At 73.1% G+C, this 15,815-nt stretch carries 12 protein-coding genes; 4 read left to right on the forward strand and 8 right to left on the reverse strand.

Annotation, left to right across the window (positions count from 1 at the left end):
- Nucleotides 1-215: 215 nt before the first annotated feature.
- Together LG396_RS10765 and dapA are read right to left on the reverse strand one after the other, a co-directional pair.
- Entirely contained in the window at nucleotides 216-1,901 is a 1,686-nt protein-coding gene (locus LG396_RS10765; protein ID WP_018840011.1) for a ribonuclease J, read from the reverse strand.
- 179 nt (nucleotides 1,902-2,080) lie between these two features.
- Complete coding sequence (gene dapA / locus LG396_RS10770; RefSeq protein ID WP_037743544.1) at nucleotides 2,081-2,980, reverse strand: 4-hydroxy-tetrahydrodipicolinate synthase; 900 nt, start codon at nucleotides 2,978-2,980, stop codon at nucleotides 2,081-2,083.
- 345 nt (nucleotides 2,981-3,325) lie between these two features.
- Between dapA and LG396_RS10775 the strand changes: the two genes are divergently transcribed.
- The gene (locus LG396_RS10775; protein WP_225794592.1) at nucleotides 3,326-3,571 is read left to right on the forward strand and encodes a hypothetical protein; all 246 of its coding nucleotides are present in this window, start codon (nucleotides 3,326-3,328) and stop codon (nucleotides 3,569-3,571) included.
- Nucleotides 3,572-3,673: 102 nt separating this feature from the next.
- Nucleotides 3,674-4,243, forward strand: a complete 570-nt coding sequence (locus LG396_RS10780; RefSeq protein ID WP_225794593.1) for an SCO5741 family PH domain-containing membrane protein — start codon at nucleotides 3,674-3,676, stop codon at nucleotides 4,241-4,243.
- Nucleotides 4,244-4,285: 42 nt separating this feature from the next.
- On the opposite strand, the gene LG396_RS10785 is transcribed toward LG396_RS10780, so the two are convergent.
- The 6 genes from LG396_RS10785 to LG396_RS10810 form a co-directional block, all read right to left on the reverse strand.
- Complete coding sequence (locus tag LG396_RS10785) at nucleotides 4,286-4,729, reverse strand: hypothetical protein (RefSeq protein WP_225794594.1); 444 nt, start codon at nucleotides 4,727-4,729, stop codon at nucleotides 4,286-4,288.
- Between the two features lie 19 nt (nucleotides 4,730-4,748).
- Complete coding sequence (gene dapB / locus LG396_RS10790; protein WP_225794595.1) at nucleotides 4,749-5,504, reverse strand: 4-hydroxy-tetrahydrodipicolinate reductase; 756 nt, start codon at nucleotides 5,502-5,504, stop codon at nucleotides 4,749-4,751.
- Between the two features lie 53 nt (nucleotides 5,505-5,557).
- Nucleotides 5,558-6,970 (reverse strand): M16 family metallopeptidase, encoded by a 1,413-nt coding sequence (locus tag LG396_RS10795; protein ID WP_225794596.1) that lies wholly within the window; start codon nucleotides 6,968-6,970, stop codon nucleotides 5,558-5,560.
- The gene (locus LG396_RS10800) at nucleotides 6,967-9,198 is read right to left on the reverse strand and encodes a polyribonucleotide nucleotidyltransferase (RefSeq protein WP_225794597.1); all 2,232 of its coding nucleotides are present in this window, start codon (nucleotides 9,196-9,198) and stop codon (nucleotides 6,967-6,969) included. The genes LG396_RS10795 and LG396_RS10800 overlap by 4 nt, the downstream gene beginning before the upstream one ends.
- Before the next feature lie 407 nt (nucleotides 9,199-9,605).
- A complete protein-coding gene (rpsO, locus tag LG396_RS10805; protein WP_018840003.1) occupies nucleotides 9,606-9,893 on the reverse strand; it encodes a 30S ribosomal protein S15 in 288 nt (95 codons plus the stop codon).
- A 200-nt stretch (nucleotides 9,894-10,093) separates the two neighbouring features.
- Entirely contained in the window at nucleotides 10,094-10,612 is a 519-nt protein-coding gene (locus tag LG396_RS10810; protein WP_018840002.1) for a M23 family metallopeptidase, read from the reverse strand.
- Nucleotides 10,613-11,107: 495 nt separating this feature from the next.
- Here LG396_RS10810 and LG396_RS10815 point away from each other — a divergent pair, with 495 nt between their 5' ends.
- Together LG396_RS10815 and LG396_RS39210 are read left to right on the forward strand one after the other, a co-directional pair.
- Complete coding sequence (locus LG396_RS10815) at nucleotides 11,108-13,516, forward strand: outer membrane protein assembly factor BamB family protein (protein WP_225794598.1); 2,409 nt, start codon at nucleotides 11,108-11,110, stop codon at nucleotides 13,514-13,516.
- Nucleotides 13,517-13,544: 28 nt separating this feature from the next.
- The gene (locus tag LG396_RS39210; protein WP_263978989.1) at nucleotides 13,545-15,815 is read left to right on the forward strand and encodes an outer membrane protein assembly factor BamB family protein; all 2,271 of its coding nucleotides are present in this window, start codon (nucleotides 13,545-13,547) and stop codon (nucleotides 15,813-15,815) included.

Genomic DNA, 15,815 nt, shown 5'->3' on the forward strand with positions numbered 1-15,815 from the left:
GTTCCAACCCTAACAGCTTCTCGGGGTTGAAATGACCGCCCCTCGGGCCCAGTTGACCGGGCACGACGGCCCTCGGGCTCGTCGGGCGGTGCCGTAAACCTACTGGACGTTCGTCCCCCGTGCAAATCAGCCCCGGCCCCAACCCCCGCCTGGGGCAACGTCCGAGGCGGGAGTCGGGGCCGGGGCTGTCGGGCCGGGGCCGGCCCGGGTGGCCGTCAGACCTCGACGACGACCGGGAGGATCATCGGGCGGCGGCGGAAGGTGTCGGAGACCCACTTGCCCACTGTGCGCCGTACCAGCTGCTGGAGTTGGTGCGTCTCGGCGACGCCGTTGGAGGCCGACTTGGCGAGGGCTTCCTCCAGCTTCGGGATCACGTCGCGGAACGCCCCGTCCTCGATGCCCGAGCCGCGGCTCTGGACATGGGGGCCGCCGACGATCTTGCCGGTGGTGCTGTCGACCACGACGAAGACGCTGATGATGCCCTCCTCGCCGAGGATCCGGCGGTCCTTGAGCGAGGACTCCGTCACATCGCCGACGGAGAGGCCGTCGACGTACACGTAGCCCGCCTGGACCTTGCCGGAGATCTTGGCGACGCCGTCGACCAGGTCGACGGCCACGCCGTCCTCGGCGATGACGATGCGGTCGGCGCGGACGCCCGTCGCCGCCGCGAGTTCGGCGTTCGCGCGCAGGTGGCGCCATTCGCCGTGCACCGGCATGACGTTGCGGGGCTTGCAGATGTTGTAGAAGTACAGCAGTTCGCCGGCCGAGGCGTGGCCCGAGACGTGCACCTTGGCGTTGCCCTTGTGGACGACGTTGGCGCCCCAGCGGGTGAGGCCGTTGATGACCCGGTAGACGGCGTTCTCGTTCCCCGGGATCAGCGACGAGGCGAGGATGACCGTGTCGCCGGCGACGATGCGGATCTGGTGGTCGCGGTTGGCCATGCGGGACAGGGCCGCCATCGGCTCGCCCTGCGAGCCCGTGCAGACGAGGACGACCTCGTGGTCCGGCAGGTCGTCGAGGGTCTTCACGTCGACGACGAGGCCGGGGGGCACGCGCAGGTAGCCGAGGTCGCGGGCGATGCCCATGTTGCGGACCATGGAGCGGCCGACGAAGGCGACCTTCCTGCCGTACGCGTGCGCCGCGTCCAGGACCTGCTGGATGCGGTGCACGTGGCTCGCGAAGCTCGCCACGATGATGCGCCGCTGCGCCGCCGCGAAGACCCCCCGCAGTACCCCGGAGATGTCCTTCTCCGGGGCCACGAACCCCGGGACCTCGGCGTTGGTGGAGTCGACGAGCAGCAGGTCGATGCCCTCCTCGCCGAGGCGCGCGAACGCGGGCAGGTCGGTGAGGCGCCCGTCGAGGGGCAACTGGTCCATCTTGAAGTCGCCCGTGTGCACGACGACGCCCGCGGGGGTGCGGACGGCGACGGCGAGGCTGTCCGGGATGGAGTGGTTGACGGAGACGAACTCGCAGTCGAAGGGCCCGATGCGCTCCCGGCCGCCCTCGGCGACCTGGAGGGTGTACGGGCGGATGCGGTGCTCCTGGAGCTTGGCCTCGATGAGGGCCAGGGTCAGCTTGGAGCCGATCAGGGGAATGTCCGCCTTCTCGCGGAGCAGGTAGGGCACGGCGCCGATGTGGTCCTCGTGCCCGTGCGTCAGGACGATGCCCTCGATGTCGTCGAGGCGGTCCCTGATGGTGGAGAAGTCGGGAAGGATCAGGTCGACCCCGGGCTGCTCCTCCTCGGGGAAGAGGACTCCGCAGTCGACGATCAGCAGGCGGCCGCCGTATTCGAAGACGGTCATGTTGCGGCCGATCTCGCCGAGCCCGCCGAGCGGCGTGACGCGCAGGGCGCCCTTCGCGAGTGCGGGGGGCGGGCCGAGTTCGGGATGGGGATGGCTCAAAGGTCTCTCCTCACCATGCGCACCGGCCGGGTCCCGGCGGCGGGCCCGGGCGGGGCGCACATGAATGCATGCGACGGCGGCTTCCCTGAAGCCGCGCCGCGGGTTTCTCGGTATGCGGTTGTGACGTCTGTGGCGGTGAGGACGGCGGGTGTGCGTTGCGTACGGCCGGGCGCGTCCGGCTACACGTGCACGCCGCCGCCCTTGAGGTCCCGCTTGAGCTGCTCGGTCTCCTCCGGCGAGAGTCCCACGAGCGGCAGCCGCAGCGGGCCGCCGGGCAGCTGCCGCAGGGCGAGCGACGCCTTGACGGTGATGACGCCCTGGGTGCGGAACATGCCGGTGTAGACGGGGAGCAGTTGCTGGTGCAGTTCGGTGGCCTTGGTCACGTCCCCGCTGGTGTACGCCTCGACGAGGGCGACCAGTTCGGGGGTGACGAGGTGGCCGACGACGGAGACGAAGCCGACGCCGCCGACGGACAGCAGCGGCAGGTTCAGCATGTCGTCGCCGGAGTACCAGGCCAGGCCCGTCTGGGCGATGGCCCAGCTGGCGCGGCCGAGGTCGCCCTTGGCGTCCTTGTTGGCGACGATCCGGGGGTGCTCGGCCAGCCGGAGCATGGTCTCGGTGTTGATCGGGACGCCGCTGCGGCCGGGGATGTCGTAGAGCATCACGGGCAGGTCGGTGGCGTCGGCGATGGCCTTGAAGTGGGCGTAGAGGCCCTGCTGCGGCGGCTTGCTGTAGTACGGCGTGACGGTCAGCAGGCCGTGGGCGCCGGCGTCCTGGGCGGCGCGGGCCAGCTCGACGCTGTGCCGGGTGTCGTTCGTCGAGGCTCCGGCGACGACGTGGGCGCGGTCGCCGACGGCGTCCACCACGGCCCGTACGAGCTGGGCTTTCTCCGCATCGCTGGTGGTGGGGGACTCACCGGTGGTGCCGTTGAGCACCAGCCCGTCGTTGCCTGCGTCGACGAGGTGGGCGGCGAGTCGCTGGGCGCCGTCGAGGTCGAGGGCGCCGTCGGGGGTGAACGGCGTGACCATGGCGGTCAGCATCCGTCCGAAGGGCGTCTGCGGGGTGGATGTCGGAGCCATGAGTGACACGCTACTCGTAAGAATGCCCGGAGTGCGCGCTTGGGTGGCGTGCGGTGCGGCAGGCGCGGGAGAACCCGGCACTGCCTGCTCGGGGGTTCAAGCAGTACCGGGTTCGTATCCTCAGCCTAGGCGAACTTCGCGATAACCACCATTCCAGACATTTCTCAGCGGTTTTCGCGTGTCCGCCGGCTTCGCCGGTGCTCTGTGCGCCATCCGTGCGTTGGTACCTTTGAGAGGTATTCGGCACATGGCCCTGGATCTGGGCACTTTACGGGACGTTCCGACGTTGTCCGGATGGCAGGAGCCGAGTCGACAAACCCACGAGCCCTGAGGTGGTGCCCCAGCATGCTTCGCCGTCGGCGTGAGCCCGTTCCGTTCGCCTTCATAGCGGAGGCCGACCGCTTCCGCAGCGACGTCCCCGTGCCGCCACCCGTGGAACGCGCCGGGATCGGGGAGATCGCCGGACGGGCCCTGGTGGGCGTGCTGATAGTGGCGGGCCTCGTGGGCGCGGTGGTGTTCGGCATCCCGGCGATGCAGCTCACCGACGACCCGGGATCCGCACAGGACACGGAGAACGTGCAGACCCCCTGAGGCCGCGCGCGGCGCGCCGTCCCGGCCGCCGCAGCAGCCCCGGGTGCCCCGTCCGCACCCCCGGGGTGGTGGGCCCGCCGGGGCCTCGCTAGCCTCGCAGGCGTGCCACTGCCCTTTCTGACCGCCGACCGCGACTTCGGAGACGTCGCCGGCGACGCTCCCCTCCCCTACGCCGACCGCGACCGCTGGCGACGGCCGTACCGCCCGGGCCCCTGGCGGGTCCTCATGGCCGCCGTGGAACTGCTGCTCGCCTCGTACCTCCTCTTCGCGACCGTCATCATGCTGCTTGCGGGCTCGGTCACGGGCGCGCTGACGTGCGCGGGCGTGGCGGTGGCCTTCATCCTGGCGGCGCTGCGGCTGCTGCGGGTCGGCGTGTGGGTGAGCGCGCACGGGCTGCGGCAGGTGCACCTCCTCCATACCGTCACCCTGGCGTGGGACGAGATCGCCGCCGTACGGACCGTGCAGCAGCCGGTGAAGTGGCTCGGCCTGCCCCGTACGGTGCAGGGGCAGGCGGTCCTGGTGGTCCCCGCGGCGCGGCGGCGCGGGCGGGGCGGGGCCGCGGTGCCGCTGCGGCCGCTGCTGACGGACAACAACGCCGACTTCCTCAGCCGCCCGGAGGCGTTCGACCGCGCGGCGGACACCGTCGAGGCGTGGGCGACGGAGCTGCGCTGAACGCCCGCGGCGCCGCCGGGGCGGCCCGGGGCGTACGGTCCGCTAGCCGGCCGTCCTGCGCAGCGTGATCGCCCGCTGCATCGCCTTGCGCGCCCGCGGGGTGTCGCGCGCGTCGTGGTACGCGACCGCAAGCCGGAACCAGCACCGCCAGTCCCCGGGCGCCGACTCGGTCTCCTCCTTGCGCCGGCGGAAGACCTCGTCGGCCGAGTCGCGGTCGATGCGGCCGCTGGGGGTGCGCTTCAGCTCGTCGACCGGGAGGCCGCCCTCGGCGTCCAGCTCCCGCGCCAGCGCGTTCGCGGCGCGCGCGAAGGCGGTGGTGTGCCACAGGAACCAGATGCCGATGGCGGGCAGCACCAGCACGGCGACGCCGAAGGCGACGGTCACCGGCGTGCCCTCGCGCAGCAGGTACCAGCCGCGGGTGCCGGCGAGGAAGAAGTAGACGACCAGCACGGCCGACAGCACGACGTACGTGATCTTCGAGCGCATCAGCGGAGTCCCGGCGGCGTCAGCCGAGGTCGAGGAAGTGTTCCAGGCCGACCGTCAGGCCCGGGGTCTCCCGCACCCGGCGGGCGGCGAGCAGGATGCCCGGCATGAAGCTGCTGTGGTGCAGCGAGTCGTGCCGGATGGTGAGGGTCTCCCCGGTGTCGCCGAGCAGCACCTCCTGGTGGGCGAGGAGCCCCCGCAGCCGTACGGCGTGCACGGGCACCCCGTCGACGTCGGCGCCGCGGGCGCCGGGCAGGGCGGTGGCGGTGGCGTCGGGCTGCGGCGGCAGGCCGGCCTCGCGGCGGGCCTCGGCGATGAGGCGGGCGGTGCGGGTCGCGGTTCCGGAGGGGGCGTCGGCCTTGTTCGGGTGGTGCAGTTCCACGACTTCGGCGGATTCGAAGAACCGGGCGGCCTGCCGGGCGAAGTGCATGGTGAGCACGGCGCCGAGGGAGAAGTTGGGGGCGATGAGCACGCCGGTGCCGGGGCTGTCGGCGAGCCGGGCGCGCAGCGCGTCGAGGCGGTCGTCGGTCCAGCCGGTGGTGCCGACGACGGCGTGGATTCCGTTGCGTACGCAGAAGTCGACGTTGGCGGGGGCGGAGTCCGGGTGGGTCAGCTCGACGGCGACCTCGGCACCGGCCTTCGCCAGCTCCGCGAGGTCGTCGTCGCGGTCGACCGCCGCGACGAGGTCCATGTCGTCGGCGGCCCCGACGGCCCGGGCGGCCTCGGAGCCGATACGGCCGCGGGCGCCGATGACGCCGACCTTGAGCCGGGTGCTCATGTGCGTACTACCTCCGGTGTCGATGAGTCGATGGGGAGCGCGCCCCGCCCCGCTCAGGCCACAGCCTCCCGCAGCGCGGTGGCCTGCCGGTCCGTGACCGGTCCTATGACGGACAGCGACGGGCGGCGGGACAGGACGGCCGCCGCCACCTCGCGTACGTCGTCGGGGGTGACGGCGCGGATCCGGGCCAGGATGTCGTCGACCGACATCTGCTCGCCCCAGCACAGCTCGCTCTTGCCGAGGCGGTGCATCAGCGCGCCGGTGTCCTCCAGGCCCAGCACCAGGGAGCCGCACAGCTGGCCGACGGCACGGGCGACCTCGTCGTCGGCGAGGCCGTGCGCGGCGACCTGCGCCAGTTCCTCGCGGCAGAGCTTGAGCACGTCGGCGGCCTGCGCAGGGCGGCAGCCGGCGTAGACGCCGAAGAGGCCGCAGTCGGCGAAGCCGGACGTGTACGAGTACACGGAGTAGGCCAGGCCGCGCTTCTCCCGGACCTCCTGGAAGAGCCGGGAGCTCATGCCGCCGCCGAGCGCCGCGGACAGCACGCTGAGCGCCCAGCGGCGCTCGTCGTGCCGGCCGACGCCGGGGGCGCCGAGGACGAGGTGGGTCTGCTCGGTGCGGCGCTCCTGCAGCTCGAAGCGGCCCGCGGTGCGCAGCGTGCGGCTGCCGGCGCGGGGGCCGTGCGGGGCGGCGTCGGTGGCGGCGAGGGCGCCGGCGCGGTCGAAGGCGGCGGCCACGCGGCGTACGACGTCGTCGTGGTCGACGTTGCCCGCGGCGGCGACGACGAGCCGGGTGGGTGTGTAGTGGCGCTGGTAGAAGCGGGCGACGCGGTCGCGGGTGAGGCCCGTGACGGTCTCGACGGTGCCCAGGACGGGACGGCCGAGGGGGGTGTCGCCGAGCATCGTGCGGGCGAAGAGGTCGTGGACGCAGTCGCCGGGGTCGTCCTCGGTCATCGCGATCTCTTCGAGGACGACGCCGCGTTCCGCCTCGACGTCCTCGGCGCGGATGACGGATCCGGTGAGCATGTCGCAGACGATGTCGATGGCCAGCGGCAGGTCCGTGTCGAGGACCCGCGCGTAGTAGCAGGTGTACTCCTTGGCCGTGAACGCGTTCATCTCGCCGCCGACCGCGTCGATGGGCGCGGAGATGTCGAGGGCGGAGCGGGTCCTGGTGCCCTTGAAGAGCAGGTGCTCCAGGTAGTGCGTGGCGCCGCCGAGCGCGGGGGTCTCGTCGCGGGAGCCGACGTGCGCCCAGATGCCGAAGGTCGCGGAGCGGACCGACGGCAGGGTCTCGGTGAGTACGCGCAGCCCGCCGGGCAGCACCGTCCTGCGTACGGTGCCGGCGGCCGCCGGGCCGGCGGAGCCGTCGGCTCCCGTGGACAGCGTGGCGGCGGTGGAGCGCGGACGGGGGACGGCCCGCCCCCGGTACGGGGGGCGGGCCGCCTTCCGACTGCTGCGGGGAAGGGTCACTTCGCGGACTCGTCCTCGGACTTCCCGGCGTCGTCGCCGTCCTTGTCCTCGTCCTCCAGGACGGGGATGAGGGACAGCTTGCCGCGCTGGTCGATCTCGGCGATCTCGACCTGGACCTTCTGGCCGACGCCGAGGACGTCCTCGACGTTCTCGACGCGCTTGCCGCCGGCGAGCTTGCGGATCTGCGAGATGTGCAGCAGACCGTCCTTGCCGGGCAGCAGGGAGACGAAGGCGCCGAAGGAGGTGGTCTTCACGACCGTGCCCAGGTAGCGCTCGCCGACCTCGGGCATCGTCGGGTTGGCGATGCCGTTGATGGTCGTACGGGCGGCCTCGGCGGCCGGGCCGTCGGCGGCACCGATGTAGATCGTGCCGTCGTCCTCGATGGTGATCTCGGCGCCGGTGTCCTCCTGGATCTGGTTGATCATCTTGCCCTTCGGGCCGATGACCTCACCGATCTTGTCCACGGGGATCTTGATGGTGATGATCCGCGGGGCGTGCGGGGACATCTCGTCCGGCCGGTCGATGGCCTCCATCATCACGTCGAGGATGTGGAGCCGGGCGTCGCGGGCCTGCTTCAGGGCCGCGGCCAGCACGGAGGCGGGGATGCCGTCGAGCTTGGTGTCGAGCTGCAGGGCGGTGACGAACTCCTTGGTGCCGGCGACCTTGAAGTCCATGTCGCCGAAGGCGTCCTCGGCGCCGAGGATGTCGGTCAGCGTCACGTAGCGCGTCTCGCCCTCGATCTCCTTGGAGATCAGCCCCATGGCGATGCCGGCGACCGGGGCCTTCAGCGGCACACCGGCGTTCAGCAGCGACATCGTGGAGGCGCAGACGGAGCCCATGGAGGTCGAGCCGTTGGAGCCGAGGGCCTCGGAGACCTGGCGGATCGCGTACGGGAAGTCCTCGCGGCTGGGCAGCACCGGCACGATGGCGCGCTCGGCGAGCGCGCCGTGGCCGATCTCGCGCCGCTTGGGGGTGCCGACGCGGCCGGTCTCGCCGGTGGAGTACGGCGGGAAGATGTAGTTGTGCATGTAGCGCTTGCGCGTCACCGGGTTGAGGGTGTCGAGCTGCTGCTCCATGCGGAGCATGTTCAGCGTCGTCACGCCCATGATCTGGGTCTCGCCGCGCTCGAAGAGCGCCGAGCCGTGCACCCGCGGGATGGCCTCGACCTCGACGGCCAGCGGCCGGATGTCGGTGACGCCGCGGCCGTCGATACGGACCTTCTCGCGGATGACGCGCTCGCGCACCAGTTCCTTGGTGAGCGCGCGGTACGCCGCGGAGATCTCCTTCTCGCGGCCCTCGAACTGCGGGAGCAGCTTCTCGGCGGCGACGTCCTTGACGCGGTCCAGCTCGGCCTCGCGCTCCAGCTTGTTGCTGATGGTGAGGGCCTGGGCCAGCTCGTCGCGCACGGCCTGGGTGAGGGCCTGGAGCACGTCGTCCTGGTGGTCGAGGAAGACGGGGAACTCGCCGGTGGGCTTGGCGGCCTTGGCGGCGAGGTCGGCCTGCGCCTTGCAGAGGGTCTTGATGAAGGGCTTGGCGGCGTCCAGGCCGGCGGCGACGACCTCCTCGGTCGGCGCGGTGGCGCCGCCCTTGACCAGCTCGACGGTCTGGTCGGTGGCCTCGGCCTCGACCATCATGATCGCGACGTCGCCGTCGTCGAGGACGCGGCCGGCGACGACCATGTCGAAGACGGCCTCCTCAAGCTCGGCGTGGGTCGGGAAGGCCACCCACTGGCCGCGGATGAGGGCGACGCGGGTGCCGCCGATGGGGCCGGAGAACGGCAGGCCCGCCAGCTGGGTGGAGGCGGAGGCGGCGTTGATGGCGACCACGTCGTAGAGGTGGTCGGGGTTGAGCGCCTCGATGGTGGCGACGATCTGGATCTCGTTCCGCAGGCCCTTCTTGAAGGAGGGGCGCAGCGGCCGGTCGATGAGCCGGCAGGTGAGGATGGCGTCCTCGCTGGGGCGGCCCTCGCGGCGGAAGAAGGAGCCGGGGATCTTGCCGATGGCGTACATGCGCTCTTCGACGTCCACCGTCAGGGGGAAGAAGTCGAGCTGGTCCTTGGGCTGCTTGGAGGCGCTGGTCGCCGCGAGGACCATGGTCTCGTCGTCGAGGTAGGCGACGGCGGAGCCGGCGGCGAGCTTGGCGAGCCGGCCGGTCTCGAAGCGGATGGTGCGGGTACCGAACGAGCCGTTGTCGATGACGGCCTCGGTGTAGTGGGTTTCGTTCTCCACCAGGAAATTCTCCTCGTCTGCACCCACGCCCGTGTGGCGTGGGCGGTGAGCGGTGGAGCACCCGCGCGGCAGGCTCGGGCCGGATGAGCGGCTGTAGGCCGGGCCGGTCTTCGATCGAAGCCACCGGGGGCGCGCTCTCGCGTGCTCCGAAGGCCACTACCGAGGACCGGCGCCCGCTGTCGGCACAGGTCCGGCGGCTGCGGGCGGTTGCTCCCCGTGTTCACTCTGTGCTGATGTCCTGCCGACCAGAGTACAAGTCCCCCTGGCGGCGTCTCGACGGCTGGCTGGCAACCGTTCGGTAAGGGTCCGTACGGACGGACCGGCCCGGCGTCCGGGCGAAACCGGAGCGCTGCGGGCATACGCCGAGGGAGCGGCTCCCGGTGCGGGAGCCGCTCCCTCGAACGGCGCTAGCGGGCGCCGGCGGCGCCGCGGCGGATGCCGAGGCGGTCGACCAGCGTACGGAAGCGGGCGATGTCCTTCTTCGCCAGGTACTGCAGCAGCCGGCGGCGGCGGCCGACGAGCAGGAGCAGACCGCGGCGCGAGTGGTGGTCGTGCTTGTGGGTCTTCAGGTGCTCGGTGAGGTCGCTGATGCGCTGGGTGAGCATCGCCACCTGTACCTCGGGGGAGCCGGTGTCGCCTTCCTTCGTGGCGTACTCGGCCATGATCTTCTGCTTGGTCGCGGTGTCGAGCGACATGTCCTACTCCTCGGGTCGGCGCCGCCGAGCGTCCCTGGTTTTGGTCACAGGGAATCTGCGGTGACTCGGCAGGCGGGGCGGTCGCGGCGCCTCACCCGAGGGATACGGGGGCGCTCACGCGAACCGTCCGCCAGCCTATCAGCCGTGCGGCGGCCCGAGGACCGCCGCCCGGCGCCGCCCGGCGGGGCCGGGCGTGCGGGTCAGATCTTGACACCGTGCTTGCTGAGGAACGCGACCGGGTCCACGGCGGAGCCGTAGTCGGGGGTCGTGCGGACCTCGAAGTGCAGGTGCGGGCCGGTGGAGTTGCCGGTCGTGCCGATCTTGCCGATCAGCTCCTTGGCGTTGACCTTCTCGCCCACGTTCACGTCGATCTTGGACAGGTGGGCGTACTGGGTGTAGAGGCCCTCGCCGTGCTTGATCACGATGTTGTTGCCGTAGGCGCCGCCCCAGCCGGCCGTGACCACGGTGCCGTCGCTGGCCGACTTGACCTTCGTGCCCGTGGGGGCGGCGAAGTCCTGGCCGCTGTGCTTCGCGGCCCAGCGGGCACCGCCCTGGTTGTACTGGCCGGTGACGTCGTAGTCGGCCGTGACGGGCTTGACCCAGTCGGGCTTGCTGTCGGCCGTGGCGACGCCCGAGCCGAGGGCGACGACCATGCCGGCGCCCGCGGCGAGCATGGCGGTGGTGGCTACGGGGGCGGTGAACTTGGCGTGCTTGAACATTCTCGGAATTCCCTCCAGAAAGGTTCCGACCCCGGCTGCGCTCCGAGGTCGCTCCACCTTGGTAACGCGTCCGATCGGGGCAGACAAGGGCCCTTGGTACGAGCCTGGGTCGTAGCCGCGATTCGGGTTTTTCCGCCCCTTGTGCACCCCAAAAGAACGGCGCCTGGAGCCACCCCGGACGGCACCCAAGCTGGCGTTTTTAGGGCATCCATGCAGGTCAGAGCCGATCGATCGACCCGTTTCCAAAAGTCCGGCGGACTCCCCTGCCAAAAGTCCGGCGGCCGCAGGGGCGAAAGTCCCGGACCCTTGTCAGATTCGCCTACTACCGCTTTTAGGATTCCTTCAGAGGCATGTGGTGCACGCCACTCCCGGATAAGAATTCGCGGCTCTCTCGCGGGCCTTTCTCCCCTGCCGCACGGGACCAATTACCCCCCGACTGGCGCGGAGCCCCACCGTCCCCGGTAGGCTGCGTCCGGCCAGTTCCTAGGAGGGGGTATGGAACCGCTGCGACTCGACGACCCCGAGCAGTTCGGGGCGTACCGGCCGGTGGGGCGTCTGGATACGGACGCGGGCGAGATGCGCGCGCCGGCCGCGCGCTACATCGCCCAGGCGCCGGGCGGCGAACGCACAGTCCTGATCACCGCACCGCACACCGACGCGACGGCCGCCGACCACGGCCACGCCGGGCGCTTCCACGCGGCCGCCGCCGAGGCCCAGCGCCTCGGCGGTACGGCCGGCCCGTGGCTGGCGCCGGTGAGCGAGCTGTCGACCGGCGGCGCCCCGTGGTGGGCGATGCCGTACCGGCCGGCGCTGCCGCTGCCCGCCGCGCTGGACGCGCAGCGGGGCCCGCTGCCCGAGCGCACCGTGTACGCCGTGGGCGCCGCGCTGGCCGAGACGCTGGCCGCGCTGCACGCCGGCGGGGTGGCGCACGGCGGGCTCGACCCGACGGCCGTGCTGCTCACCGGTGACGGTCCGCTGCTGACCGGCTACGGCACGGTGAGCGCGGCGGGCGCCGACGGCAGCCCGCGCGAGAGCATGGCCGGGCTCATACCGGAGTTCCTGCCGCCCGAGCAGGTCGCGGGCGGGCGCCCGCGGCCGCTGGGGGACGTGTACGCGCTGGCCGCGGTGCTCCTGTACGCCGCCACCGGCCGGGTCCCCGGGGGCGACCCGGCGGCGGACCCGCAGGCGCAGTACCCGGGCGACCCGCTGACGGACCCGCTCGCCGGCGATCCCGCGTACGGCCACGACCCGTACGCCGCGGATCCCTACGCCTCCGACCCGTACGGCACCCCCGCGAACCCGCTGGACCTCCTCCAGCCCGCGCTCCGCGCCGTCCTGGAGCCCTGCCTCCACCCCGACCCCGCGCGCCGCCCCGCCGCCGCGACGCTGCTGCCGGAGCTGCTCCGCGCCGCCGCGCCGGGCGCGGGGGGCCCCGGCCCGGGTGCCGCGGCCCCCGGGACCGTGCTCGACGCCGCGACCACCCGCTCCGGCGCGGCCCTGGCCCCCGGCTGGCTGCCCCGCCGGGTCAGCGCCGCCCTGGCGCTCCAGGCCTCCGACGTGCTCGCCGCCGAGACCGAGCCGGACCCCGCCTTCCTGGCGGCGCTCGCGGCCGAGGCCTCGGGCACCCCGGACCTGATCGGCGACGCGACCGTCATCGGCCGCCCCGCCACCCGCCGCGCCCTGCTCGCCGGCATCGCCGGCGGGGCCGCGGGCGTCGCGGCCGGCGGCGCCGCCGCCTGGGCCGCGACCACCGAGGACCCGCCTCCGCCGCCGACCGCCGCGGAGCGGCTGGCCGCCCGCAACACCGGCAGCAAGCGGCTGACCGGAGCCGCGCCGCCCGTGCTGTGGGGCAAGGGCCTGGGCAAGGTCGAGCCGGTCGGCCCGCCGGTCGTCGCCGGGTCCTCCGCCGCGCTGGTCGTCGCGAAGTCCGGCGTCTTCGCGATGGACCTGCGCACCGGCGACGAGCTGTGGGAGCAGTCGGAGGTCAGCCCCGCGGGCCCCGCGGTGCCGCTCGGCGACGGCATGGTGATGGTGCCCGGCAAGGACCTGACGGTGCTCGATGCCGCGGACGGCTCGGTCGCCTGGACGTCGGAGAAGTTCCGCAAGGGCGGCAGGACGCCGTACGGCGCGCTCCTCGGCGTGGCCGGCGACACCGCGGCGTTCACCGTCAAGGAGGGCGGCGAGCTGACCGTCGTCGGCTACGACCTCGCCGAGCGGCGCGAGCTGTGGCGCTCGCCCGGCTCCGCCGCCGCGACCGCCGCGCTCTTCCTCGGCGGCTCCGTCGTCCTGGTGCCCGAGGCCGACGACGACGCCACGCACCGCGACAAGCCGGTCACCGTCTCCGCGCTCGACCTCGGCAGCGGCGAGGAGCGGTGGGCGCAGGAGTACGCCGGGATGGCGGGCGGCCACTGGGCCGCGGCCGGCAAGGACCTGCTGGTCGCCACCGCCGGCAAGGACATGCGCGGGTTCGACGTGACCGGCGACGGCGCCGAGCTGTGGAAGCTGACCGCGGAGCCGTGGGACGAGGACACCTCGAACCCGCAGAACTTCGGCCCGCCCGCCGTGCAGGGCGAGACGATCCACGCCCTCGACACGTTCCGCGCCGTGCACTCGGTGGCGCGCGACTCGGGCGAGGAGCAGTGGAAGCGCAACCCGCAGCTGGCCTACGTGGGGGTGCTCGTCCAGGCCCCGGCGCTGCACGTCACGCCCGACGGGAAGGTCCTGATCGCGGGCGACGACACGCAGGTGCTGGCGTACGACGCGGACGGCGGCGACCTGCTGTGGCGGTTCACCGACATGCGGCCGGGGAAGCCGAAGTACGCGCACCGGCGCCGGGTGGCGGTCGGCAAGGACACGGCCGTGGTCGCGAGCGGGAGCAGCGTCTACGCGCTGCCGCTGGACTGAGCGCGCGACGCCAAGGGGGATTGTTCGTATGCACACGTTGACCGGATCCGGCGGCCACAACGGCGGCGCGACCGGCACGGCCGGCGGCGCGCACACCGGCGGCCCGCAGCAGCGGGTGGGCCCGCACCGGATCGTCGCGCCGCTCGGCCCGTACGGCCAGGAGGGCGGGCCCGGCGCCGACGGGCCGCAGTTCCATCTGGCGTTCAGCGAGCCGCTGGGCCGGGTCGTGGTGCTCATGACGCCGCCCGCGGCGCTTGCCGCCGATCCCGGCTTCCGGGTCCGCTTCGCCTCCGAGGCCGGTACGTCCGCGCGGCTGGCGGGGCACGCCGCCGCGCCGGTGGCCGGGGTGGCGCCGCAGGACGAGGAGCCGTGGGTGGCGTACGACTGCGCGCCCGCGCTGCCGCTGCCCGCGGCGCTGGCGGCGCACGGCGGTCCGCTGCCGGTGCCGTACGTCTGCCAGCTGGGGGTGTCGCTGGCCGCCGCGGTGCTCCAGGCGCACGCGCAGGGTCTGGTGTACGCGGGGCTGACGCCGGCCGCGGTGCTGCTGACGTCGGCGGGGCCGCGGCTCGTGGCGTACGGCGCGGTGCGCGCGGCGGCGCCGGGCGACGGCCCGCGTACGGCGGTGCCCGGGCTGCCGCCCGCGTGGCTGCCGCCGGAGCAGCAGGCCGGCGGGGTGCCGCGGCCGCTGGGCGACATCTACGCGCTGGGCGCGGTGCTGGCGTACGCCGCCACCGGTGCCCACTCCCCCGACCCCGGTGCGCTGCCGGAGCCGCTGGCGTCGGTCCTCGCCGGCTGCCTGGCCGGGGACCCGGCGCAGCGCCCCCGCGCGGACGCGCTGCTCCAGCAGCTCCAGCAGGTGCAGCAGGCCCTGCCGGCGGAGCCGGGGCAGGAGCAGCTGCCGGGGGCCGTCGCGGCCGCGCTGACCGCGCAGCTGCCCTCGCTGCCGGCGCAGGGCCCGCTCACGCCGCCGCCCGGGCCGGGCGCGCCCGGCGGCCCGCCCGCCGTCGGCGGGACACCGGACACCTCGGCCGGGGCGGGCGTCGGGGAGACCTCGGTGCCGCCGTCCCGCCCGGGGCGCCGCGCCCTGCTGCGCGGCCTCGCCTTCGGTGCCGCGGGCCTCGCGGTCGGCGGGGGCGGCGTCTACGCGTACCGCCGTGCGACAGAAGAGGATCCGCCGGTCTACCGCACCACCCCCGCGAAGGGCGCCGCGCCCAAGCCGCTGTGGCACTACTCGCTGCAGGGCCAGGAGGCCACGGGGATCAGCCTCATCGGCAAGATCGCCGTCGTGGAGACGATGGGCGCGCTCACCGCCGTCAACGTGCGCACCGGAAAGAAGGCGTGGGACTCCGACGTGTTCGCGGACGGGGGCCTGATCGACCTCGGCCGCGGCCGGGCGCTCGTCATCCCGTCGATGGGATCCATGGAGGTCGTCGAGCTGGCCGGGGGCAAGTCGAAGGGTGCCATCGAGGAGTACTCGCTCGGCAGCAAGCTGTCCTTCCAGGAGGCCGCCGGCGCCGCCGACGGGATCGTCTACTTCCTGGCCACGGTGGGTGAGGACCTGGAGAAGTTCGCCATGGTGGCGTACGACACCCGCAAGGGCGAGGAAGTGTGGCAGAAGCCGCTGCCCGAGGGCTACGGCGACCTGAGCGACAACCCGCTCAGCGACGGCGAGACGATGAAGGTCCGCGGCCGCGAGCTGCTCATCCCCAGCGCCCCCACCTCCGGCTTCGACTTCACCTACCTCGCGCTCGACCGGCGCACCGGCGAGAAGGCGTGGGAGCAGAAGTTCGAGGGGATCGAGGACTACGACGGCCCCAGCACCTACGCGACCGACGCCGGGACGCTCTTCAGCCCCAACAACGAGGCGGACACGCTCCGGGGGTTCGAGATGCGCGGCGCGAAGAAGCTGTGGGAGCACCCGATGAAGGAGCACTTCTTCGCCGAGCTGACCGACGCGCGCTCGCGCGTGCTCTACGGCACGCAGGGTGCCCAGGTCACCGCGCTGTCGGTGCAGAACGGCAAGCGGGTGTGGAGCACCCCGGTCTACTCCGGCGGCAAGTTCGACGTCACGGACGTCCTCCTCAGCGGTACCGGCGGCACCCTCTTCTACAGCAACGACGCCGAGGTGCAGGCGTTCCGCACCCGCGACGGCGCGCCGCTGTGGCGGTTCGCGACGGTCAGCGAGGCCGGCTCGGCCTCCGACGACGGCCCCGGCATCTCCGGCCGGGTGCTCGCCGCGGACGACGGCATCGCTCTCGTCATGTCCAAGGACGCCCTCTACGCACTCCCGGTGGACTGA

It is taken from the genome of Streptomyces aculeolatus (genome assembly GCF_020400605.1).
Lineage (GTDB): Bacteria > Actinomycetota > Actinomycetes > Streptomycetales > Streptomycetaceae > Streptomyces > Streptomyces aculeolatus.